This is a genomic window from Brevundimonas sp. 01N35, assembly GCF_056399785.1.
The window spans coordinates 191,946-214,068 of the sequence record NZ_JBFTRZ010000001.1; the positions used below are offsets into that span (position 1 = coordinate 191,946).

At 68.8% G+C, this 22,123-nt stretch carries 24 protein-coding genes; 10 read left to right on the forward strand and 14 right to left on the reverse strand.

Going from position 1 to position 22,123, the window contains the following annotated elements:
* Nucleotides 1-5 precede the first annotated feature (5 nt).
* Complete coding sequence (locus AC1DJ5_RS00950) at nucleotides 6-1,652, forward strand: peptide chain release factor 3 (RefSeq protein ID WP_441453871.1); 1,647 nt, start codon at nucleotides 6-8, stop codon at nucleotides 1,650-1,652.
* A gap of 161 nt (nucleotides 1,653-1,813) precedes the next feature.
* On the opposite strand, the gene yczE is transcribed toward AC1DJ5_RS00950, so the two are convergent.
* Together yczE and AC1DJ5_RS00960 are read right to left on the reverse strand one after the other, a co-directional pair.
* The gene (gene yczE / locus AC1DJ5_RS00955) at nucleotides 1,814-2,422 is read right to left on the reverse strand and encodes a membrane protein YczE (RefSeq protein ID WP_477019375.1); all 609 of its coding nucleotides are present in this window, start codon (nucleotides 2,420-2,422) and stop codon (nucleotides 1,814-1,816) included.
* Between the two features lie 88 nt (nucleotides 2,423-2,510).
* Nucleotides 2,511-3,662 (reverse strand): MFS transporter, encoded by a 1,152-nt coding sequence (locus AC1DJ5_RS00960; protein WP_441453875.1) that lies wholly within the window; start codon nucleotides 3,660-3,662, stop codon nucleotides 2,511-2,513.
* A gap of 53 nt (nucleotides 3,663-3,715) precedes the next feature.
* Between AC1DJ5_RS00960 and AC1DJ5_RS00965 the strand changes: the two genes are divergently transcribed.
* The 6 genes from AC1DJ5_RS00965 (at nucleotide 3,716) to AC1DJ5_RS00990 (ending at nucleotide 7,901) form a co-directional block, all read left to right on the forward strand.
* Entirely contained in the window at nucleotides 3,716-4,618 is a 903-nt protein-coding gene (locus AC1DJ5_RS00965; protein WP_477019376.1) for a LysR family transcriptional regulator, read from the forward strand.
* A gap of 96 nt (nucleotides 4,619-4,714) precedes the next feature.
* On the forward strand, nucleotides 4,715-5,056 hold the full coding sequence (locus AC1DJ5_RS00970; protein WP_441453879.1) for a hypothetical protein: 342 nt from the start codon (nucleotides 4,715-4,717) through the stop codon (nucleotides 5,054-5,056).
* A 282-nt stretch (nucleotides 5,057-5,338) separates the two neighbouring features.
* Nucleotides 5,339-6,589, forward strand: coding sequence for a hypothetical protein (locus AC1DJ5_RS00975; RefSeq protein WP_477019377.1), 1,251 nt, complete (start codon nucleotides 5,339-5,341; stop codon nucleotides 6,587-6,589).
* A gap of 92 nt (nucleotides 6,590-6,681) precedes the next feature.
* A complete protein-coding gene (gene grxD, locus AC1DJ5_RS00980) occupies nucleotides 6,682-7,041 on the forward strand; it encodes a Grx4 family monothiol glutaredoxin (RefSeq protein ID WP_477019378.1) in 360 nt (119 codons plus the stop codon).
* 6 nt (nucleotides 7,042-7,047) lie between these two features.
* Nucleotides 7,048-7,473 (forward strand): acyl-CoA thioesterase, encoded by a 426-nt coding sequence (locus AC1DJ5_RS00985; RefSeq protein WP_441453884.1) that lies wholly within the window; start codon nucleotides 7,048-7,050, stop codon nucleotides 7,471-7,473.
* 71 nt (nucleotides 7,474-7,544) lie between these two features.
* The gene (locus AC1DJ5_RS00990) at nucleotides 7,545-7,901 is read left to right on the forward strand and encodes an endonuclease domain-containing protein (RefSeq protein WP_441453886.1); all 357 of its coding nucleotides are present in this window, start codon (nucleotides 7,545-7,547) and stop codon (nucleotides 7,899-7,901) included.
* 68 nt (nucleotides 7,902-7,969) lie between these two features.
* Here AC1DJ5_RS00990 and AC1DJ5_RS00995 read toward each other — a convergent pair whose 3' ends face one another.
* Both AC1DJ5_RS00995 and AC1DJ5_RS01000 read right to left on the reverse strand, forming a co-directional pair.
* Complete coding sequence (locus AC1DJ5_RS00995) at nucleotides 7,970-8,356, reverse strand: hypothetical protein (protein WP_441453888.1); 387 nt, start codon at nucleotides 8,354-8,356, stop codon at nucleotides 7,970-7,972.
* Entirely contained in the window at nucleotides 8,356-8,487 is a 132-nt protein-coding gene (locus AC1DJ5_RS01000) for a hypothetical protein (RefSeq protein ID WP_441453890.1), read from the reverse strand. The genes AC1DJ5_RS00995 and AC1DJ5_RS01000 overlap by 1 nt, the downstream gene beginning before the upstream one ends.
* Nucleotides 8,488-8,635: 148 nt before the next feature.
* Between AC1DJ5_RS01000 and AC1DJ5_RS01005 the strand changes: the two genes are divergently transcribed.
* The gene (locus AC1DJ5_RS01005) at nucleotides 8,636-9,751 is read left to right on the forward strand and encodes an NADH:flavin oxidoreductase/NADH oxidase (RefSeq protein ID WP_477019379.1); all 1,116 of its coding nucleotides are present in this window, start codon (nucleotides 8,636-8,638) and stop codon (nucleotides 9,749-9,751) included.
* Here the strand turns inward: AC1DJ5_RS01005 and AC1DJ5_RS01010 are convergent.
* From AC1DJ5_RS01010 to AC1DJ5_RS01030, 5 genes are all read right to left on the reverse strand, one after another.
* A complete protein-coding gene (locus AC1DJ5_RS01010) occupies nucleotides 9,721-12,105 on the reverse strand; it encodes a bifunctional diguanylate cyclase/phosphodiesterase (RefSeq protein ID WP_477019380.1) in 2,385 nt (794 codons plus the stop codon). The two genes, AC1DJ5_RS01005 and AC1DJ5_RS01010, sit on opposite strands and share 31 nt — an antisense overlap.
* A 110-nt stretch (nucleotides 12,106-12,215) precedes the next feature.
* Nucleotides 12,216-12,611 (reverse strand): hypothetical protein, encoded by a 396-nt coding sequence (locus tag AC1DJ5_RS01015; protein WP_441453896.1) that lies wholly within the window; start codon nucleotides 12,609-12,611, stop codon nucleotides 12,216-12,218.
* 139 nt (nucleotides 12,612-12,750) lie between these two features.
* Nucleotides 12,751-13,368, reverse strand: coding sequence for a 30S ribosomal protein S4 (rpsD, locus tag AC1DJ5_RS01020; protein ID WP_441453897.1), 618 nt, complete (start codon nucleotides 13,366-13,368; stop codon nucleotides 12,751-12,753).
* Nucleotides 13,369-13,529: 161 nt separating this feature from the next.
* Nucleotides 13,530-14,456, reverse strand: a complete 927-nt coding sequence (locus AC1DJ5_RS01025) for an MBL fold metallo-hydrolase (RefSeq protein ID WP_477019381.1) — start codon at nucleotides 14,454-14,456, stop codon at nucleotides 13,530-13,532.
* 152 nt (nucleotides 14,457-14,608) lie between these two features.
* The gene (locus AC1DJ5_RS01030; RefSeq protein ID WP_477019382.1) at nucleotides 14,609-15,220 is read right to left on the reverse strand and encodes a superoxide dismutase; all 612 of its coding nucleotides are present in this window, start codon (nucleotides 15,218-15,220) and stop codon (nucleotides 14,609-14,611) included.
* Nucleotides 15,221-15,384: 164 nt separating this feature from the next.
* On the opposite strand from AC1DJ5_RS01030, the gene AC1DJ5_RS01035 reads away from it, so the two are divergent.
* Nucleotides 15,385-15,573 carry a hypothetical protein gene (locus tag AC1DJ5_RS01035; protein ID WP_477019383.1) on the forward strand — a complete coding sequence of 63 codons (189 nt, stop codon included), beginning with the start codon at nucleotides 15,385-15,387 and terminating at the stop codon, nucleotides 15,571-15,573.
* 145 nt (nucleotides 15,574-15,718) lie between these two features.
* Here AC1DJ5_RS01035 and cckA read toward each other — a convergent pair whose 3' ends face one another.
* From cckA to fliQ, 4 genes are all read right to left on the reverse strand, one after another.
* Complete coding sequence (gene cckA / locus AC1DJ5_RS01040; RefSeq protein WP_477019384.1) at nucleotides 15,719-17,812, reverse strand: cell cycle histidine kinase CckA; 2,094 nt, start codon at nucleotides 17,810-17,812, stop codon at nucleotides 15,719-15,721.
* Nucleotides 17,813-18,011: 199 nt separating this feature from the next.
* Entirely contained in the window at nucleotides 18,012-19,088 is a 1,077-nt protein-coding gene (flhB, locus tag AC1DJ5_RS01045; RefSeq protein ID WP_477019385.1) for a flagellar biosynthesis protein FlhB, read from the reverse strand.
* A complete protein-coding gene (gene fliR / locus AC1DJ5_RS01050) occupies nucleotides 19,081-19,851 on the reverse strand; it encodes a flagellar biosynthetic protein FliR (protein WP_477019386.1) in 771 nt (256 codons plus the stop codon). The genes flhB and fliR overlap by 8 nt, the downstream gene beginning before the upstream one ends.
* A gap of 22 nt (nucleotides 19,852-19,873) precedes the next feature.
* A complete protein-coding gene (gene fliQ / locus AC1DJ5_RS01055; protein ID WP_441453911.1) occupies nucleotides 19,874-20,140 on the reverse strand; it encodes a flagellar biosynthesis protein FliQ in 267 nt (88 codons plus the stop codon).
* A gap of 197 nt (nucleotides 20,141-20,337) precedes the next feature.
* On the opposite strand from fliQ, the gene folE reads away from it, so the two are divergent.
* Nucleotides 20,338-20,925: a GTP cyclohydrolase I FolE gene (gene folE, locus AC1DJ5_RS01060; protein WP_441453912.1), complete on the forward strand. Its 588-nt coding sequence runs from the start codon at nucleotides 20,338-20,340 to the stop codon at nucleotides 20,923-20,925.
* A 3-nt stretch (nucleotides 20,926-20,928) separates the two neighbouring features.
* On the opposite strand, the gene AC1DJ5_RS01065 is transcribed toward folE, so the two are convergent.
* A complete protein-coding gene (locus AC1DJ5_RS01065) occupies nucleotides 20,929-22,119 on the reverse strand; it encodes a S41 family peptidase (protein ID WP_477019387.1) in 1,191 nt (396 codons plus the stop codon).
* Nucleotides 22,120-22,123 lie beyond the last annotated feature (4 nt).

Sequence of the window (22,123 nt, forward strand, 5' to 3'; positions counted from 1 at the left end):
CGACCATGTCGAAACTCACGCTCGCCGAAGAGGCCGGTCGCCGCCGGACCTTCGCCATCATCGCTCACCCGGATGCGGGCAAGACGACGCTGACGGAACACATTCTGCTGGCTGGCGGGGCCATTCGCGCGGCGGGCGCCGTGCGGGCGCGCGGCGAGAACCGGCGCACCCAGTCCGACTGGATGAAGATCGAGAAGGAACGGGGCATTTCTGTCTCGGCCTCGGTCATGACGTTCGAGCACACCACGTCCGACGGCGTGGCCAAGATGTTCAACCTGCTGGACACGCCAGGCCACGAAGACTTCTCGGAAGACACTTATCGCACCCTGACCGCCGCCGACTGCGCCATCATGGTGCTGGACGCCGCCAAGGGCATCGAGCCGCAGACGCTGAAGCTGTTCGAGGTCTGCCGCCTGCGCGACATTCCGATCATCACCTTCATCAACAAGCTGGACCGCGAGGCTCAGGACCCGATGGCCCTGCTGGACGAAATCGCCAGCCGCCTGCAACTGGACCCCGCCCCGATCTGGTGGCCGGCCGAGAGCGGCAACCGCCTGCGCGGCATGGTCGAGGTCGCGACCGGCAAGTTCCAGCCCTACACCAAGAAGCCCGCCGGCGCCGCCGAGGACCCCGGCCACCCCGAAGCCCTGCCCCTGGCCGACGCGGCGCAATACTTCGAGCCCGGCGAACACGAGGCCCTGATGGAGGCCCAGGAACTGGTCGAGGCGGGCTATCCGACCTTCAACCGCCAGTCCTTCCTGGAAGGCCATATGACGCCCGTGCTGTGGGGCTCGGCCCTGCGCCACTTCGGCATCGACGAACTGCTGGCCGCCATCGGCGAATGGGCGCCCCCGCCCAAGGTCATGCCCGCCCGCAAGGAAGCCCCGCCCGAGACCCGCAACGCCCCCGCGCCCGTCGAGATCGCGGTCGAGCCGGGCGGCGCCGAAGTCACCGGCTTCGTCTTCAAGGTCCAGGCCAACATGGACCCCAACCACCGCGACCGTATCGCCATGTTCCGCATGGCCTCGGGCAGCTTCAAGCGCGGCATGAAGCTGAAGGTGCAGAACACCGGCAAGCAGTTGTCGGTGAACGCCCCTATCATGTTCTTCGCCAGCGACCGTGAACTGGCCGAGGACGCCTATGCCGGCGACGTCATCGGCATCCCCAACCATGGCGTCCTTCGTGTGGGGGACAGCCTGTCGGAAAGCGGCATGATCCGCTTCGCCGGCCTGCCCAACTTCGCCCCCGAAATCCTGCAGCGCGTCCGCGTCAAGGACCCGCTGAAGGCCAAGCACCTGAAGAAGGCGCTGGAAGGTCTGGCCGAAGAAGGCGTGACCCAGCTGTTCCGCCCCGAACTCGGCTCGGACTTCATCGTCGGCGCCGTCGGTCAGCTGCAGTTCGAAGTCATGGCCGACCGTCTGGGCGAGGAATACAACCTCGACGTCATCTTCGAACCCTCGCCCTACGCCGAGGCCCGCTGGATCGCCGGCGCCACGGCCGACCTCGACGACTTCGCCGGCAAGTACCGCCCGCAGATGGCCGTCGACATCGACCAGGCCCCGGTCTTCCTGGCCAAGTCCAGCTGGGAAACCGGCTATGTCGCCGAACGCTTCCCGAAGATCGCCTTCACCAAGACCAAGGAACGGGGCTGAGCCGCCCCGTCATCCCGGAAGCGGCGCCGCCGCTATCCAGGACCGCCGGAAACGCCGCGCCCTGAAACCGGTGGACCGTCGCGCCCTGGGCGGTCCCGGCTCTGCGCCCTCGCTGGCGCGAGGCCTTCGGCCGGAATGACGACGGTGGGGAAGACAACCGCTCAGCTCGATGTCGCCGGGCTGACCTCTCGCTCTGGGGCGATCTCGAACCAGCGCATGAAGAACTGCATCAGCGGCCCGTTGGCCAGGGCGTAGAGCAGCGTGCCGACGCCGGCCACGCCGCCCAGCAGCCAGCCGCCGCCCAGAACCGCGACCTCGATCGCCGTCCGCGCCCAGCCGACCTTCCAGCCGGTGATCCGCACCAGACCGGTGGTCAGGCCGTCGCGCGGACCGGGGCCTAGCCCCGCGCCGATATAGGCCGCCGTCGCCGCGCCGTTCAGCACGATCGCCGCCGCCAGGAAGGCGATCCTCAGCGCCAGCCCTTCGATGGGCGGCAGGGCCCACAGGGCGACGTCCGCCGCCGTGCCGATGACCAGCACGTTGCAGATCGTCCCGACGCCCGGCTTCTGGCGCAGCGGGATCCAGACCAGCAGCACCAGCAACCCGACCAGATTGACGACCAGCCCCAGGCTCAGCCCGGTCAGTTCCGACAGGCCCTGATGCAGCACGCTCCACGGATTCAGGCCCAGATCGGCGCGGACCATCAAGCCCAGAGACGCACCGTAAAGCAGCAGGCCGATTTGCAGTTGGGTGAAGCGGCGTATGAACATGACGCCATACACGCCATATCGCCCTGGTTTCACAGGCCGTTTTAACGACGACGGGCGGATGTGGCCGCCCGCCCACATGCCGCCTTTTCTAATCCGCGCGCCTTTCCAGCCCGAAGGTCATGGCGAACATCAGGACGCAGACCGCGCTGGAGGCCGCCAACGCCAGCCCCGCCGAGTGGTCCAGCACGACGCCGTAGCTGAGGGGCGCCGCCGCCTGAAGAAAGCGCGCCGGGGTCAGGATCAGGGCCTGACGGGTGGCGTAGTTCTCCTTGCCGAACAGGTGCAGCGGCAGGACGCCCGAGGCCACGGACAGCAGGCCGTTGCCCGCCCCCTGTCCCAGGGCCACCGCCCCGGCCAGACCCTTGCCGCCGAACCAGGCGACCGCCGCGCCCAGCGGATGCAGCAGGGTGGCCAGCCGCAGGACGGAGACCGGCGAGCCCTTGCCCGGCGCAAGAAAGGACAGCAGCCGCACCACGACGGCCGAACCCGCCATCAGGCTGGCCGCCAGCGCCGCCTCGGCCGGGTCCAGCCCCAGCCGTCCCAGCAGGCGCGGCAGGTGGGCGCTCAGGGCGGTGGCGATCCACCAGGCCCCGGCGAACAGGACCGCCAGCCGGATCATCCGTCCGTCCCAACGCACGCCCCCCGCCTCGGCCGAGGGTCGCGGCCCGGCCCGCCCGTCCGGCAGCAGGGTCAGATACAGCGGCAGGCAGACCAGCAGATGCAGGGCCGCCCAGCCGAAACAGGCCCCGCGCCAGCCCACCGCCTCGATCATCGCCAGGGTCAGGGGCCAGCCCAGAGCCCCGCCGAAGGCCCCGATCAGGGACACCGCCGTGATCGGCTTCTTGGCGTCCTCGCCGTGAATGGCGACCAGGACGGCGAAGGCCGGCCCGTAGAAACCGACGCCCATGCCGACCCCCAGCATCAGGATCGACGCGACCATGCTGACCGGCCCCTGGGCCAGGCCCAGTCCGCCGAGGGCCAGGGCGAAGACGACCGAAGAGACAGCCAGCACCTCGCGGCCGCCGCGCCGGTCGACCCAGCGCCCGCCGAAGGGACTGAGCCCCGCCGAAATCAGAAAAGCCCCCGACAGGCCGGCGAACACCAGGGACGGCGCCGTCCCGGTCCCCGCCGCCAGCGGCTCGGCCAGCACGCCCAGAAGGTAATAGCTGGAGGCGAAGGCGACGATCAGGCCGAAGCCGAGGACGGGAACGAACAGGCGGTGAGCGGAGGACGACGACATGGCTGGGTGTCGCCGCATTGCCGCCGCGACGAAAGCGACCTATCGGGAGGGGCATGTTCGAAAACCTCACAGCTTCCGGCGCGGCGCCCTCGCTGAATGCGCTCCGCGCCTTCGAGGCCATGGCGCGGACCGGCAGCGCCACCCAGGCGGGGGCCGAGCTGAACGTGACCCACAGCGCCGTCAGCCGTCAGGTCAAGGCGCTGGAGGCGCAGCTGGCGGTGCGGTTGTTCGAGGGGCCGCGCCACGCCCTGAGCCTGACCCCGGCCGGCCGCGCCCTGTTGCCGGGCCTGACCGCCGCCTTTGACGGCATCGCAGCATCCGTGGCCCAGGCGCGGGGCGAGGGCCAGGACCTGCATGTCGCCGTCAACGCCAGCCTGGCGGTCAAATGGCTGATCCCGCGTCTGGCCGATTTCGCACGGCTCCATCCCGAGGTGCGGGTGCATCTGGTCGAACTGGCGCCCCACGCGATCAGCCGCCGGGGCGCCGACCTGGTGGTGCGCCTGCTGGACGCCGGTCGGATCGAAGCCCTGGGCGGCGAGCGAATCATTGCCAACGCCATCGGTCCGGTCATCGCCCCTTCGCTGGCGGGCGAGGATGCCAGGGCGGCGGCCCTGAACGCCCCTCGGCTGGAAGCCCGCACCCATATGACCGGCTGGAAGGACTGGTCGGCGCTGGGCGGCCGGCGTTCGACGGCGGCGTCCGACCGACCCGTCGCCCACCTGCATTTCGCCCTGGACGCGGCCCTTTCGGGATGGGGCGCCGCCGTCCTGCCCTGGGCCCTGGCGGCTGAGGCGGTTCAGGACGGAAGGCTGCTGGCGCCCTTTGGCTTTGCGCCCGAGGGCGGCGCCGTCGCGGCCATCCCCGGCGCGGGCGAGGCGTCGCGCGCCCAACGGGCTTTCGTCCGCTGGCTGGTCGATCAGGGGCGCGCCATGCCGCCCGCCCCAGCGCCGAGTTGACTGCAACCTGAAGTTTTCCTGAACACGTCTTTCATCAGACACAAGGCCGTGGTTCTCTAGGGATCTTGCGGCGCTCGGGGCGCCGTGGAGTCCTTGATGCTCATCGCCGTCGTCACAACCGCGCTCGCGGTTCTGGGCCCGACCCAGACGACCCGGCTCGTCTCCTATGACGAGGCGGTGCGGTGCGCCGGGCTGGCCCAGGCGGCGTCGGAGTTGGAGGGCGGCGAGAGCCGTTACGGCCGCACCCTCTATGACGCGGCCCTCTACTGGTCCCTGGCGGCCATGCAGGCGGCGACCGCCGCCGGACGCGACCCGGTGGCGGCCGAAAACGACCAGACCCGCGCCCGACTCGATTCGGTGAAGCGACTGTCGGGGGGCGAGGCCGAGGCCCGCGCCGTTCTGCAACGCTGTCGCCAGATGACCCCGCGACTGGGTTAAGAGCGCCGTCTTTCCTCCCCATTCCATGGGGAGGTGGCGCGGCGCCGAAGGCGACGTGACGGAGGGGGCGGCGCTACGTTTTCAGGACAGGCGCTAATCACATAGCGTCGCGACGCCCCCTCCACCGCTCCGCGGTCCCCCTCCCCATGGAATGGGGAGGAAAGGTCAGCCCCGATTTTTTCACAATTACGCTCAAGTCGAACCCATCTGGCGGCGCTGCGTTTGCTTGTGCGTCTGCAGGATCGCCCTCGCGATCCCGAAGCGGGACGACGAAGGTCAGCGATGTTCGAATTCGGCAGGGATCTGCGACGGCTGTTCGAGAAGGCGCGCGACAGCGACGATCTCGGCTGGCTGGAGCTGATCGGGGTCGGTCTGGTCGAGGTCGAGGCGCGTCAGCAGACGGTCGACGCCGGCCGCGTCTCCTGCCCCCGCCCCTTCGACGCCGCTCTGCGCGCCTCGGCCCTGTGGCGCGAACACGCCCGCCGCTGCGGCGCCGCCCTGAGCCTGGACAAGGCCGAGGCCGCCGCCCGTGACGCGGCCCGCCACGCCCAGAACGACGATCAGGCCATCCGCGCCGCCCTGGAGCTGGTCCAGACCACCATGCTGGCCTTCGACCTGTGCGGCGGCCCGGACAGGATCGAGGCGGCCCTGGCCCTGCTGAAGACCCTGCCGGCGGCGCGACGCGGCGACACGGCGGGCGCGGTCGGCGCGCTGGAGGCCCGGCTGCACGCGCGGCGGGCGCTGGTCGCGGGCGAAACCCCGGCCCTGCTGGACGCCTGCGCCCGGCTGGACGCGGCCCTGCACGGGCTGAAGGGCTCGCATCGGGCGCTGGAAGACGACCTGCGGCTGGACCGCGCCGCCCTGTCGCTGGAGGCCGGTCTGGCGGCGCGCGACCCGCGCCGGCTGGATCAGGCGGGCCGCGACCTGCGGGATCTGGTCGAGGGCGCCACGCCCGAACAGCGCCCTCTGAGCCGCGCCCGCGCCCTGGCCCTGTGCGCGGCGGGCATGGCCGCCCTGGCCGCCGTCGCCGACGATGCGACCGCCCGCGATCAGGCCCACGCCCTGTTCGACGCCGCCGCCGACCAGTTCACCCCCGACCACAGCCCGCTGGACTGGGCCGCCATCCAGGTGATGCGCGCCGAGCGCGAGACCCTGCCCCTGCTGGTGCTGGTCCAGGCCGAGGCCTTGACCGAGGGCGGCGGCCTGATCCTGGGCGCCCAGGCCCATGAGCGGCGCGTGGCGCAGGAGACGGAGCGGGCCGAGTCGATCGGCGACCTGTCGGCCCTGCTGGAGATCGAGTCCGGCCTGCGTCGCCGTCTGGGTCGCCCGTCCGTGGCCGCTACGCCGCTGGACTGGGCCGCCGACCAGATCGGCATGGCCGGGGTCGCCCTGGCCCGCGCCCGCTGGACCGGCCAGACCCCGCAGGGTCTGGGCCTGATGCTGACCGAGGCCGCCGAGACCGCCCACGAACAGGGCGCGCCGGTCCTGGCCCAGCGCGCGCGGCGGCTGATCCCTCGCCCCCAGGCCGCCTGAGCCGACTTGCCGCAGCCGCTTGGCGCAAGGCCCGGCCTTGACCCAGCCCCATTGGGCGCCTAGCTGACGGACTTCTCTGAAAGGCCCTTATCGTGACCGATCAATCGACCGTCCAAGCTGCTGACCCCGTCCACGCCTTCATCGCCGCCACCGTGGCCGAGCATGACGTGGTGCTGTTCATGAAGGGCACGCCGGACTCCCCGCGCTGCGGCTTCTCCTCGCTGGCGGTGCAGATTCTCGACCACGTGGGCGCGGCCTTCGTCGGCGTCGACGTGCTGCAAGACGAAACCCTGCGCGACGGCATCAAGAGCTTCACCGACTGGCCGACCATCCCCCAGCTCTATGTGAAGGGCGAGTTCGTCGGCGGTTCGGACATCGTGCGCGAGATGTTCCAGGCGGGCGAGCTTCAGGCCCTGATGGTCGAAAAGGGCGTCGCCCTCGGCGAAGCCTAAGCCCGGATGGCTCGGCCGCAGTTGATCCCGCGCGAGGACCGCGAGGTCTTCGTCGTCCCCCTGGACGTGCGGCCCGAGCACATCGACGAGAACAACCACGTCAACAACGTCGTCTATGTCGGCTGGCTGCAGGACGTCGGCACGGCCCACTGGAACGCGCGCTTCGACGAGGAAACGCGGGCCAAATGGTCCTGGATCGCCCTGCGGCACGAGATCGACTATCTGCGCGCCATTGTGCCCGGCGCGACCGGCGTCGTCGCCCGCACCTGGGTAGGCGATCCGCAGGGGCCGCGCTTCAACCGCTATGTCCGCATCGAGGACGGCGAAGGCCGCCTGTGCGCCCAAGGCGTATCGGAGTGGTGCTTGGTCGAAGCCAAGTCGCTGCGCCCCGCCCGCATCCCCGCGGAGATGCTGGGGCCGTTTTCGGCGTAACGGCTTGCTCTTTCCTCCCTGTTGCGCAGCAATGGGGAGGGGGACCACGAAGTGGTGGAGGGGGCGGCGCTATGGCTGACAGCATGAGTCACGAACGCGCGCGCAACATGCGACGCGCCCTCACGCCGCCGGAAGCGCAACTCTGGGCGCAGTTGAAGGGGCGCAAGCTGGAAGGGCTGAAGTTCCGTCGACAGCACCCTATCGGCCCCTACATCCTCGACTTCTATTGCGCCGAGCGAGAGCTAGCCGTCGAAGTCGACGGCATGATCCACGACGATGCCGATCAGGTCCGCCATGACGAACGGCGCACGGCTTGGCTCGCGGCACAGGGTGTGTCGATGCTGCGCGTCGCCTCATGCGACGTGCGCAACGATGTCGAGGGCGTCTTGAACGCGATCAGGAACGTGGCGCTCAAACGGAAAGCGTAGCGCCGCCCCCTCCACCGCTACGCGGTCCCCCTCCCCATTGCTGCGCAACAGGGAGGAAAGAGCAAGGCCTACAAACTGATCGGGTTCATCACGCGGACGGCGTCGCCCGACTGAAGGCCCAGTTCGGCGTAGGTCCAGCTGACGACGACGCCTTCGCGCACCAGGGCGCGGCACAGGTCGGGCGCGCGGCGGATCAGGGTCAGTTCGGCCGGGTCGCCGTCCTTGATCTTGACCTCGAAGCTGGCGGCCTCGGTGCAACCGTTCGAGCCGACCACGACGTTCAGGTGCTGACCGTCGAAGTCGACCTTGCGGACGGCCTCAAGCGGTTCGGCCGGGGCGGCGACCACCTGATCGCTGACGCGAACCGTGACCTTTTCCCCGCCCTCGTTCGAATAGATGACGCAGCCGCCCAGCAGCGGCAGCAGGGCGACCGCGGCCGCGACGGCGCGCCGCATCAGCGACCGCTCTCGGCGGGGGCCGAGTGGATGACGCGGGTGGTCGGCTTTTCGCTGGCGATGATGATGCAGCCCGACAGCATGGGCGCGGCGACGGCGGCGACGGCGAGAGCGATGATAAGACGGCGCATGGATGTAATCCCCTTGTTTGCTGAGCCCAAACTGCCAGCGTCGCCGTTCGGGATCACGTGAATAATCGGAAAGGCGGGGTTGAACGAAATCGCCACAGTCATAGCTACTGTGACCGTCGCCTCCCCTGACCTTTACGAGACCTCCGCCATGAGCCTGTTGTTCGCCCCCCGCGCCGTCGGGCCGCTGATGCTGAAGAACCGCATCGTCGTCGCCCCCATGTGCCAGTATTCGGCCGTGGACGGCGTGCCCCAGCCCTGGCACGCCCAGCACATAGGCCGGATGGCCCTGTCGGGCGCCGGACTGGTGGTGATCGAGGCCACGGGGGTCGAGGCGGCGGGCCGCATCTCCTGGGCCGACACCGGCCTCTATACCGACGAACAGGAAGCCGCCTTCGCCAAGATCATCCGCGACCTCCGCACCTATTCGGACACGCCGATCGGCATCCAGTTGGCCCACGCGGGGCGCAAGGCTTCGACCAATCCGCCGTGGATCGAGCGCGGCGGCCCGGCCCCGGCCGACAAGGCGTGGGAGACGTTTTCCGCCTCGGCCCAGGCCTTCAAGCCCGACTGGCGCACGCCGACCGCGCTGGATCAGGCGGGCATGGACCGAGTGGTGGACGCCTTCGTGGACTCGGCGAAACGGGCGGATCGCGCCGGGTTCGATCTGGTCGAGCTGCACGCCGCCCACGGCTATCTGCTGACCCAGTTCCTGTCGCCGCTGTCGAACGAACGGACCGACGACTACGGCGGGTCGCTGGAGAACCGGATGCACTTCCCGTTGCGGGTGGCCCAGGCCCTGCGCGACGCCTGGCCCCGGACCAAGGCGCTGGGCGCGCGCTACAACGGCTCGGACTGGACCGAGGGCGGCATCACCGTCGAAGAGGCGCAAGTCTTCGGCCGGGCTTTGCACGACATGGGCTACGACTATCTGCACCTGTCCAGCGGCGGCAACATCGCCACGGCGCGTATTCCCGGCGACCAGCTGAACTATCAGGTCGCCTTCGCCGAGGCGGTCAAGGCGGCGGTGCCCGAGGCCAATGTCATGGCCGTCGGCATGATCGTCACGGCGCAGCAGGCCGAGACCCTGCTGGCCAAGGGCAAGGCCGACCTGATCGCCCTGGCCCGCGCGGTGTTGGACGACCCCAATTGGGGCCACCATGCCGCCACAGCCCTGGGCGAGGCGGAGGGCCTGCCCGTGCAGTACGAACGGGCCGACGCCGCCCACTGGCCCGGCTATGCGACGGCGCGCGCCGCCTCGACCTGAGTCTCTTCTCGCGGCGTCGCCGGGACCACGGCGGCGCCGTTCGACAGGGCGTCGGCTTCCGGCTGGGGCCGCCCCAGCAGATAGCCCTGCACCTCGTTGCAGCCCTGGGCGCGCAGGAAGGCCAGTTGTTCGGGCGTCTCCACGCCCTCGGCCAGGACCGGGATCGACAGGCTTTCGCCGATGGTCAGGACGGCGCGGATGATGGCCCGCGACTGCGGCGCGGCGCCGTCCAGTTCGGTCATGAAGGAGCGGTCCAGCTTGATCTTGTCGAAGGGGAAGGCGCGCAGGGTCGACAGCGAGGAATAGCCGGTGCCGAAGTCGTCCATAGCGATGGTGACGCCCAGAGCCTTCAGCTGGCGCAGCACATGGGTGGTGCGCTCCATGTCGCTGATCATGGCCGTCTCGGTGATCTCCAGCTCCAGGCGCGAGGCGGCCAGCCCCGTCTCCAGCAGGACCTGATGCACCAGGCGCGGCAGGTCGACGTGACCCAGTTGCACCGGCGACAGGTTGACGGCGATGCGGTGCGGCTCGGCCCAGGCGGCGGCCTGTTTGCAGGCCTGACGCAGGACCCATTCGCCGATGGGCAGGATCAGGCCGGTCTCCTCGGCCACGGGGATGAAATCGGACGGCGGGATGTTGCGTCCCTCCTCGTCCTTCCAGCGCAGCAGGACTTCATAGCCCGTCGCCTTGCCGGTCTTGACCGAGGCCTGGACCTGATAGTGAAGCTCGAACTGTTCGTTATCCAGGGCCTCGCGCAGGGCCTGGGTGACGCGGCGACGCGCCCGCACGGCCTGATCCATGTCCGCCTCGTAGAAGCAGATGTCGACCGTCAGCGACCCCTTGGCGCGATACATGGCCAGGTCGGCGTTGTTGATCAGGGTCGACAGGTCGTCGGCGTCCTCAGGCCACAGGGAGATGCCGATGCTGGCCCCGCACGACAGGTCGGCGTGCTCGATGGTCACCGGCTGGATGATGGCGGCGCTGAGACGCTCGGCCACGGCCAGGGCTTCGGCGCGCGAGGCGACGGACGCCATGGCCACGAACTCGTCGCCGCCTTGTCGGGCCACGAACTCCCCGGCCTTCAGCGCCTCGCGCAGGTGGTCCGAGATACGGCACAGCAGTTGGTCGCCGACGGCGTGGCCGTAGAGGTCGTTGACCTCCTTGAAGCGGTTCAGGTCCAGGGCGAACAGGGCCAGGGTCTCGCCCGGTTTGATCGTGGCGGTCTGGCGGTTCAGCCGTTCCAGGAAGGAAGCGCGGTTGGGCAGGCCCGTCAGGCTGTCGTTGCGCGCCAGATGGGCGATGCGGCGCTCCTGGGCCAGACGGGCGCGCAGGTCGCGCACGGCGTAGATCATGACCGCGCCCTCGCTGGCGGGGTCGCGCTTGGCCGACAGTTCGACCGGCAGGATCTCGCCCGAGGCGGTCTTCAGCGACGACTGCACCATGTCGCCGTCGGCCAGGCGTCCCACGTCCTCGGCCCAGCGCGCCAGGCTCTGGCCGATCAGCGCCTCGCGCTCCACGCCCACCAGCGTCAGCAGGGCCGTGTTCGCGCCGATGATGACGCCGTCGCGCTCGACCGCCATGCCGTCCACGCCGCCTTCGATCAGATGCTGCAGACGGGCCTCGGCCTGATGGCGAGACTGGCTGTCCAGGGCATAGCTGGCCACCCCGGCGCCGAGGACCAGAAGGCCGACTCCCGCGACGCTGATGGCGATGATGTGTCGGGCTTCATTGCCGGTCAGGGCGCCCTCTATCGGCGCGAAGGGGGTGATCGTCAGGGCCGCCATGGCCGTGAAATGCAGGACGACGATGCCGAGAACCATGCAGGCGATGGCCTGCCAGCGCTCCCACGTATCGGTCGCCCGCACGGCCAGATGGAAGGACAGCGCCCCGAACAGCAGAGACCCCGCCACGGCGGCGACCACATAGGCCCACGACCATTCGATCGCCGCGTCGACGGCGAAGGCGGCCATGCCGATGAAATGCATGCCCGCGACGGTCAGGCCGAACAGCAGGCCGCCCAGAACCGCGGCGGCGCGCGGGCGTTGCGCCACCGTCACCAGGGCCGCGCCGCATCCGACGATGGCCACCAGCAGCGACAGGCCGGTCAGGTCCGGCTCATAGGCGACCTGCACGCCGGGCTCATAGGCGAGCATGCTGACGAAATGGGTGCACCAGACGGTCGCCCCGCCCGCCAGGGCGCCCAGGAAGACCCAGGCGGCACGCGTTCCAGACTGCGTATGGCGGACCCGCTTCAGCAGGCTGACGGTGATCCAGCTGCCCAGAATGCAGATCAGGGCGGCCAGGGCGACCAGCGCCGGATTATGGGCGGAGGTCAGACAATCTACGATACGCATGGAAACCGGCAGGGGGACGCTACAAAGGGGAGGACCGCGTCTCTACCGGCTTAACTATTAATCCGCAGTCGCCCGGAATGGCTAACGAAGCCTTGCCCCGAGAACGCCGGTCAGGAGGCCCCGCTCGGCTTGCCGTCCTGGCGCATCATATAGGGATTGTTGACCGAGACCTCGGCGCCCGGCGGCAGGCCCAGTTCCTCGAACGTCCACTGCAACTGCACCCCCTCGGCCTTGGGGTCGGTGCAGCGGTCCTCATCGACCCGACGCAGGGTGATGACCGCCGAGTCGCGCAGGCGGGTGATGAAGGGTTTGACGTCGGCCTTGCTGGTGCAGCCGTTCGAACTGACCCAGAAGACCGCCAGATCGCGCGTGAAGGCCGCCGCGTGGATCGGCTCCAACTGGCCGGGCATGCCGGCGGTGCGCACGACCGGTTCGCCGCTTGTGGCGCAGCCCGACGCCAGGACGGCGAGGGCGGCGACGGCGCAGAGGGCGATGGTTCGTCTCATGTCGGCCTTCCGGGGCGGATCGTATCCACCCGGTCAGAATGCCCCGCTTCCTCCCCCAAGGGAACAGGCGATCCTGAATAAGAAAGAAGCCCCGGCTCGCGCCGGGGCTTCCATCAACTCTATCGTCGAACGCCTGAAATCAGGACGAGTAGTATTCGACGACCAGGTTCGGTTCCATCTTGACCGGGTACGGCACGTCGGACAGCTCCGGCACGCGGACGTAACGGACCGAGAAGCCGCGATCGCCCAGTTCCAGGTAATCGGGGATGTCGCGTTCCGACGACTGCTGGGCTTCAAGCACCAGAGCCATGCTGCGCGACTTTTCCTTGATCTCGACGACTTGGCCCGGCTTGACGCGGTACGAACCGATGTCGACCTTCTTGCCGTCGACGGTCACGTGGCCGTGGCTGACGAACTGGCGAGCGGCCCAGACGGTCGGGACGAATTTGGCGCGGTAGACGATGGCGTCCAGACGCGATTCCAGCAGACCGATCAGGTTTTCCGAGGTGTTGCCCTTGCGGCGGCCGGCTTCATCATAGATGGCCGAGAATTGCTTCTCGGTGATGTTGCCGTAGTAGCCCTTGAGCTTCTGCTTGGCCTTCAGCTGCAGGCCGAAGTCCGAGACTTTCGACTTGCGGCGCTGGCCGTGCTGGCCGGGGCCGTACGAACGTTTGTTGACCGGCGACTTGGCGCGGCCCCACAGGTTTTCACCCATGACCCGATCGAGTTTGTACTTGGCGCTATGGCGCTTGGACATAAGTCACTCTTCATGCTGATGCGGCCCGGCCCCTCCCCGATTGGAGCGGCGATCTCAACGGCGGTCCACGCATCGTCCGTAGTCAGTTCGCACCTCGGGCCGAGACCCGATGCGAGAAAGGCGGGCTTATGGAGCCACGCCCCCCTTTCGTCAAGGCCGGCTCAGGACTCCGGCGTCCAGACCAGGGCCTCGCCCTGCTTCGTCACATGTCCCACACCCGGCCAGGGGAAGTGGACAGCGTAAATCCGCGTCTTCTGTTCCGCCGCGCGTTCCAACAGGGCCCTGCGGCTGTTCTGGGCCGTCGGGGCGTCGCCGTCATAGGCGATGGTCCAGTCGGGCTGCTGGACCGAGATCACCGAATGGTGGGCCGTATCGCCGATATAGAGCAGGCGCTGATCGCCGGACGCGACCTCATAGGCGGTGTGGCCCGGGGTGTGGCCGTCGACCGGCACGGCCCTGATGTTGGGCGTCACCTGCGCCCCGGGCTGGAAGGGCTGAACCTGGGGCGCGATCGTCGCAATCAGACCGTCCTTGTCGGTCTTCGCCTTCAGCGCCTGCCACTCCGCCGCCGTCATGCGGACGACGGCGTTGGGAAAGGCCAGGGCGCCCGAAGCCGTCACCAGCCCGCCGATATGGTCGCGGTGCCCGTGCGAGATCAGGATATCGGTGATCTGCGCCGGCGCGACGCCCGCCGCGCGCAGCGAGGCGATCAGCTTGTTCTCGGTGCCCAGTTGACCGCCAGCCCCCGCGTCGAGCAGGACCACGCGGTCGCCGACGCGCAGCAACAGGGGCTGGAGCGACAGGTCAATCGTCTCCGTCGACAGGCCGGCGCTGGTCAGAACGGCCGCGACCTCGGCCTTGGTGCGGCCGACGCCGAAGATCGTATTGTCGTTCGGCGCCCTGAGCACGCCGTCGCGCAGGGCGTAGGCCTGAAGCGCGCCGATGGTGAAGGGATGCACGTCGGCGCTGGCCGCGACGGCCGGGGCCGCCAGCGCGCCCCTGTCCGCCTGCTTTTCTCCCGCATGCGAGCAGGCGGCCATAAGAACCGCGACGGCGGCGACGGCGGTCAGGGAGGCGGGACGGATCATGGCGGGTTTCCGGGAAAGCTTGGCTTTACGGTCGGATGCTAGGACGCCGAGCGCGAGACGCAAGCACGAACCGAAAACGAAACGGCCGCCGCCCTTTCGGAGCGGCGGCCGTTGAATCACGCGTCAGCCCTTGGCGGCGTTCGCGCCGAGCCTCAGCCCTTGGCGGCGGCGTACAGGTCGTTGACCTTGTTCCAGTTCACGATGGACCAGAAGGCGGCCAGGAACTCGGCGCGGCGGTTCTGGTACTTCAGATAATAAGCGTGCTCCCAGACGTCGGCGACCAGCAGGGGCGCGCCCTTTTCCTCGGCGAAGTCCATCAGGGAGTTGTCCTGGTTCGGCGTCGAGATGATCTTCAGCTTGCCGTTCTGCACGATCAGCCAGGCCCAGCCCGAACCGAAGCGGCCCAGACCCGCCGCGTTGAAGGCCTCCTTGAAGGCGTCCATGCCGCCCAGGTCGGCGTCGATGGCGGCGGCCAGCTCAGCCGAGGGCGCGCCGCCCGTGCCGACGGGGGCCAGGCCGTCCCAGAAGAAGGTGTGGTTCCACACGCCGCCGGCGTTGTTGCGCACGGCGACCGGCAGGGTCGACATCTTGGCGAACAGCTCGTCGAACGACTGGCCTTCGACGCCTGCGGCCGCGACGGCCTTGTTCAGGTTGTCGACATAGGTCTGATGGTGCTTGTCGTAGTGGAAGCCCATCGTCTCCTTGTCGATGGCGGGCTCCAGCGCGTCGTGGGCGTAGGGCAGCGGGGGCAGGGTGAAGGCCATGGGGAGCGTCCTCTTCGGGGTTTCGAATCGTCTGGCCCCTATCTAGGGCCGCGTACGAAAGACCCAAGCCTTTACGGCGGAGTTTGTTCAGTTTTTCAGGTCGGAACCCCCGCGAGGAATGGGCGTTTTTCAAAAAGCGCCCCCTCGTGGTGAAGGAGGATGCCGTGCCCGTCCGTTCATCCCGCCGCCTGACGCTCCTCTCGGACGCCGAAGCCGAGACCCTGCGTCTGCACCTGCTCGAGATCGTTCCCCGGCTGGAACGCCGCCACCTGCTGGATCTCGCCGACACCCTGCACGACGCCGCCCGCGAGCGGCGCTGGGCCGGGGCGCGTCCGTTCGACGCGAGGGTCTGACTTCGCCGTCATCCCGGGGCTGCGCAGCAGAACCCGGGACCCAGACAGAGGATCACAAGCGCCGCCCCGGCAAGAGTTGACGCCTGGGTCCCGGCTCTTCCCCTCGCTTTCGCGAGGGTCGGCCGGGATGACTGCAGAGCGTCGATCAGCCCGCGTGCAGTTCCTGCTTCACCCGTTCGGCCAGGGTCTTGATGTCCAGCGGCTTGGGCAGGAAGGAGACGCCCGTCTCGTCCTGCAACAGGTCCGAGAAGTCGCTCTCGGCATAGCCCGAGATGAACATGACCGGGGCGTCGCCCAGGAAGGGCCGCGCCTTGCGCAACAGGGACGGACCGTCCAGCCCCGGCATGATGACGTCAGAGATCATCATGTCGATCTGACCGGCCCATTCCTCGGCCAGGATCAGGGCCTCCTCGCCGTCGGCGGCCTCGATCACCTCATAGCCGCGCTGGCGCAGCAGGCGGGCGGCGATGCCGCGCACGGCGGCCTCGTCCTCGACGAACAGGATGCGGCCGGCGCCCGACAGGTCGCGCGGCGCGGCCTTGACCACCTTCTCGACCAGCGGCGCGGCGACCAGTTCCTCGGCCGAGGCGGCGGGCAGGAAGATGCGGAAGGCGGCGCCGGCGCCGTCGAGGTTGGTCACGCAGATATGGCCGCCCGCCTGCTGGACGATGCCATAGACGGTGGCCAGCCCCATGCCGGTGCCTTCGTTGACCGCCTTGGTGGTGAAGAAGGGCTCGAAGATCTTGTCGACCAGATCGGCGGGCACGCCCGGCCCGGTGTCGGACACCTCGATCAGGGCGATCTCGCCGGACGCCTCGCGCCAGCCCATGTCGCGGGCCTGGGCTTCGGTCAGACGGCGGGTCTTGATCGTGACCACCCCCGCGCCCGGCTCGACCACGCCGCGCATGGCGTCGCGGGCGTTGACCGCCAGGTTCATGACGGCGGTTTCCAGCTGGCTCTTGTCGGCCAGCACCAGCGGCATGTCGCGGCCGTAGTCGGTCTCCAGCCGCACGTCCTCGCGCAGCAGGCGGCGCAGCAGGACGGCGAATTCGCCGACCAGTTCGCCCAGATCCAGCCGCTCGCGCCGCACCGTCGACTTGCGCGAGAAGGCCAGCAGCTTGCGCACCAGATCGGCGGCGCGGATGGCCGTCTGGCGGATCTCGTTCAGCCCTTCGTAGGAGGGATCGCCGACCGGGTGCCGTTCCAGCAGGCCGGACAGTTGCAGCTGGATGGCCGTCAGCAGGTTGTTGAAATCGTGCGCCACGCCGCCGGCCAGTTGGCCCACGGCCTGCATCTTCTGGGCCTGCGACAGCTGCAGCTCCATCGACTTCTGCGTCGTCACGTCGAACAGCCAGACGCGGCGGCGATCGCCCTCGGGCGCGACATAGAGGTGCAGGCTGCGGTCGGGATAGGCGCGCGCGACCAGTTCGATCGGACCGGAAGACCCGGCGGCCAGCTTGGTCTTGGCCTCGATCACGCCGGCCGGATCGAACAGGTGGCCGAAGGCGGCGTCGCCCGAGGCGGCGGGGCCGGTCAGCAGAGCCAGGGCCGCGTTGGAATCCTCGGCCTTGCCCGCGAACAGGTCGTCGCCCGCGATCACCGTCGAACCGAAAGGCGCGCCGGCGGCCATGGTCCGGGCCTCGCCGCTGACCTTGGCGGGCGCGGCAGGGGCGGCGTGGTGCGGCACCGGCAGGACGGCGTCGGGCGCGGCGCGGACCAGGAAACGCCCCTGCCCCGCCTGACCGATCAGGACCTCGATCTCGCGGGCGCCGATCTGGACGATGGCGCGGCCCTGATGACCTTCGCGAGCCTGGGCGAAGGCCATGTAGAGGGCTTGCGCCGACTTGCCGCGCGGCAGCGCCGTGACGGCGCCGTTTTCTTCGGCCCAGGCGCCGTTGTAGGCCAGCACCTGACCGGACGGCCACACCAGGGCGGCGGGCTCGGCCATGGCGTCCAGCATCTCGACCGCCGTGTCGCCGCTGGCGCGGCGCACTTCGGCGCGACCGAAGGCGAACAGCCAGATCAGGGCCGTGGCCCCCGCCGCGAAGATCAGGATCAGGCCGGGCGCCGTCAGGGCGTTGGTACGAAACGCCGGATAGACCATGGCCGCGACCGCCAGGGCGAAGCCCAGCGCCATCAGCACCAGCAGCGGATCAAAGGTCGGACGGCGCGTCGCCGCCGCTTTCGGCCGGGAAATCGTCATGGCGTCCTGCCCGCGCGAATCAGTGGTCGTCAGCATATCGAAGCTCGGTCGTCCGCCCTAACGGGGGCGTTCATCATCCCGACCCGCAGATGGCAGGGGGGAAAGATCGTCATCCCGGCCCGAGCGTCGCGCAGCGATGCGGAGAACCGGGACCGCCCAAGGCGCGACATCGGCGGCAGCGTTTCTTGCGGTCCCGGACAGCGGCTGCGCCGCTTCCGGGATGACGAGGAGCCGATCACCGCCGTTTCCGGTCCTGCATGACGAAGCCGATCACACGCGCCGCCGCCTCGAAATGTTCGCGCGGAATGGTGTCGTCCACCTCGACCGCCGCATAGAGGGCGCGGGCCAGGGGCACGTTCTCGATGATCGGCACGTCGTGTTCTTTGGCCACTTCCCGGATGCGCAGGGCCAGGGCGTCGACGCCCTTGGCGACGCAGATCGGCGCGGCGTCGCCCTGATCCGGCTCATAGCGCAGGGCCACGGAATAGTGGGTCGGGTTGGTGACGATGACGGTGGCGTTCGGCACGGCCTGCATCATGCGCTGACGGCTGCGCTGCATGCGGATCTGGCGCAGCTTGGCCTTGATGTGCGGGTCGCCTTCGGACTGCTTGTAGTCTTCCTTGGTCTCTTCCTTGGTCATCCGCATCCGCTTGGCGAAGCGGAACTTCTGCCAGATGAAGTCGGCGCCGGCGGTGAAGGCCAGGAAGATCAGGGCCGAGATCATCAGCGCCCCCGCCAGATCGCGCGCGAAGGGCAGGATCATCGCCGGGCTCATGGCGGCCAGGTTTTCCAGCTCGCGGGCGTGCGGCTTCAGCACCCACCAGCAGACGGCGCCGATGGAGACCAGCTTGAGGAAGGTCTTGATGAACTGGACGATCCCGTCCGGGCCGTAGATGCGCTTGAACCCCTGCATCGGGCTGAGCGCCGACCACTTGGGCTTGATCTTCTCGGCGGTGAACAGAAAACCCGACTGGGCCAGGTTGCCGCCCACCCCGCCGATGACGACCGCCAGCATCAGCGCCGCCAAAAACGGCGCGACGGCCCAGAGAGCGCGGACGCCGATCTCGATCCCCGCCCCGGCCTCCAGGCCGCCGATCATGGCGTGAGGCGACGCCAGAAAGGGCAGCAGGTCTTCCGCCATCTGCTGCGAGAAATAGCCGCCGCCGATCAGCAGCACCGCCACCGCTCCCGCCAGGGACATGGCCGCCGCCACGTCCGGCGACTTGGCGACGTCGCCCTTCTTTCGGGCCTCCTCAAGCTTTCGCGGGGAGGCCTCTTCGGTTTTGGACTCGGGGTCGGCGCCTTCAGCCAAGGCTGCCTCCCGTGAACACCCTCGCCATCGCCTGATAGCGGTCGATGAAGATGGTCCCCATCACCCCCAGGCTGAGGGCGAAGACCGACAGGCCCAGCAGCACGCTGAGCGGCGCGGCGGCGAAATAGACCTGGAAACTGGGCATGACCCGCGCCACCAGTCCCGAGGCCAGGTTGAAGATCAGGGCGAAAACCAGCACCGGCGCCGCCAACTGCACCCCCAGCATGAAGCTCTGCCCCAGGGTCTTGACCGCCAGGGCGGCGAAGTCGGCGGCGATCAGCGGCTTGGCCGGGGCGATGGCCTCATACGACCCCAGGATGCCGGCGATGAACAGGTGATGGGTGTTGGTGGCGAAGATCAGCGTCACGCCCAGCAACATCAGAAAGGCCGACAGGGTCGAACCGGGCTGGGCCTGCAGCGGGTTGGCGGTCTGGGAAAACCCCAGCGTCGTCTGCATCGAGACGATCTCGCCCGCCGTCGTCAGCGCCGTCATGAAGCTGCGCAGGATCATGCCGATGGCCAGGCCCGTCACCACTTCGCGGATGATCCAGCCCGCCATGCCGCCCAGGGTCGCGGGCAGGCCCGACAGCGTCCCCGCCACCAGCGGCCACAGCACCAGCGACAGCAGCAGCGCCAGCGACAGGCGCACGCGCGGCGGCACATAGTTTTCGCCGATGCCAGGAATGGTCATCAGGATCGCGCCGACCCGCGCGAAGATCAGCCCGCCGGCCCAGACCTGATCGGCGGTGGCCCAACCTTCCATCTATGTGGGCTCCACGTCGGACCTACATCCCGGCGATGCGGGCGGCGATCTGGCGCATGAAGGCCCCCAGCAGCGCCCCCATCAGCGGCAGGAACAGCAGCAGGCTGACGAAGATGGCGATGATCTTGGGCGCATAGACCAGGGTCTGCTCCTGGATCTGCGTCAGGGCCTGAAACAGGCCTATGCTCACGCCGACCACCAGACCCACCACGAGCACGGGCGCGCACAGCTGAATCGTCAGCCAGATGGCGTCACGGCCCACATCCAGAACTTCCGCGCCGTTCATCAACCACTCCCGGGAACTCGGCAGAAAATGCCGACAGGATGGTTAACAGGCCGTTTAGGAAAGCCTCGCGTGACAAATCCTTCTCCCCTTGCGGGAGAAGGGCAAGAACAACCCGCCGTTCACACCTGCGTACGGGCCGTTTCACTTCATGGCCATCTGACGGCTGGATTGATCGCCCTGTCGGGCTATATGGACACGCCATGACCGACCACGCGCACAAACCCTCCGTCTCGCAGGCCGAAGCCGAAGCCGCCGTCCGCACCCTGATTCAGTGGGCGGGCGACAACCCCGACCGCGAGGGCCTGCTGGAAACGCCCAAGCGGGTGGCCAAGTCCTATCGCGAGCTGTTCCAGGGCTATGAGGTCGAGCCGCGCGAGTATCTGGAGAAGACTTTCGAGGAGGTCGGCGGTTACGACGAACTGGTCGTGCTGAAGAACATCCGCTTCGTCAGCTTCTGCGAACATCACATGCTGCCGGTCGTCGGCGTGGCCCACGTCGGCTATCTGCCGACCGACCGGGTCGTCGGCATCTCCAAGCTGGCCCGCGTGGTGCGCGGCTTCGCTCGGCGCCTGCAGATCCAGGAGAAGATGACCTCCGAGATCGCCACCTCGATCCAGGAAGTCCTGCGTCCCCACGGCGTCGGCGTGGTCATCGAGGCCGAGCACAGCTGCATGACCATGCGCGGCGTCGACGTCCCCGGCGCCAGCCTGACCACCAGCTGCCTGCTGGGCTCCGTCCGCGAAGACCCCCGCACGCGTGAAGAGTTCCTGCGGCTGGTGCGGGGTTAGGCGTCAGCGCGCGGACGCCAGGACGGCTTCCGCCGCCTCCACCACGGGATCCCGGCCCGCGCGAACCGTCGCGAGCGTTGGCGCTGCCCTAATGTGAGGCTCGACCCCGGTGCCCTCGATCCGTCGCCCTGACGGGTCAAGAAAATCATGGATCGGCGCCTGCAGCCGCCCCCCATCCCGCAGTTTGAAGTTCGTGGAGGTCAGCAGGTTTCCCGCGGTTCGGCGTCCGACAAGGACGCCGCGTTCGTGGTAACCAATGGCGCGTGCCGTCACTTCGGCGGCGCTTGCGGACCGAGGACTGATCAAGACAGCCAAGGGTCCATCGTACCGCAGGTCCGCCGCCCGCGTATGCAGAGGTTGGCGACTGCCATTGGTCACACGCGCACCGATCAAGGAATGATCGGGTAGCAGCGCTCCCAGCAACCGCTCTTCTTCAACCACCCGCCCGCCGTCATTGGTGCGCAGGTCGAGGATGACGCCTTGAGGCGGCGCGCTTTTAAACTGCGCCAGCACCCAGTCGATCTGCTCCCGCTTGAAACCATCGAAGCGAAGAAGAAGGGTGCCGCTTGGCAGCACTTGCTTCCCATAGGGCATACGCGGCGGCGGAGGACGCTGATGACTGAGCGTCAACTGCCGGGCGCCTGCCGGCGTCAGGAAGGTATAGCGACGCTCCCTGACGCCGGCGGTCGACATGATCCCCCCGACCCGCCAACCCGGCTCCACCCCGGCCTGCTCGGCCGCACCGCCCTTGATCAGGTCGATCACCTCGTTGCCGGACAACTGGATGCCCGCCTCATGCAGAACGTCGCCGTTCACGCTTTTCGTCGCGCCCACGAACACGCGCGGTCTTGGGAACCGCCCATTCGGCCGTGCGCGCCATCGCAGCTCAGTGCGTCGCGGCGCTGTGACCCCCACGTGGGAATGGCCCAGTTCGTTCAGCATGGGGGTTAGAACCTGATAATAGAGGCCCGCCGAGTCCGGTGCCTCACGCGCCAGCGGCCGGTAACGTTTCAGCGCCGCGCGCCATGCCTCGCGACGCGAGACGCTGTCGAAATGCCGCTGATCCAGCGTCGTCCAGACCTGATCGAAGACGACCAGATTCAGCGTGCCGCGCTCGGCGGCCGTGCGCGGCTCGCGAATAGGCAAGGGGTCGGAAAGACGCCCGACAACCGCCAGAACAAATGCGAGCGCCACCGCG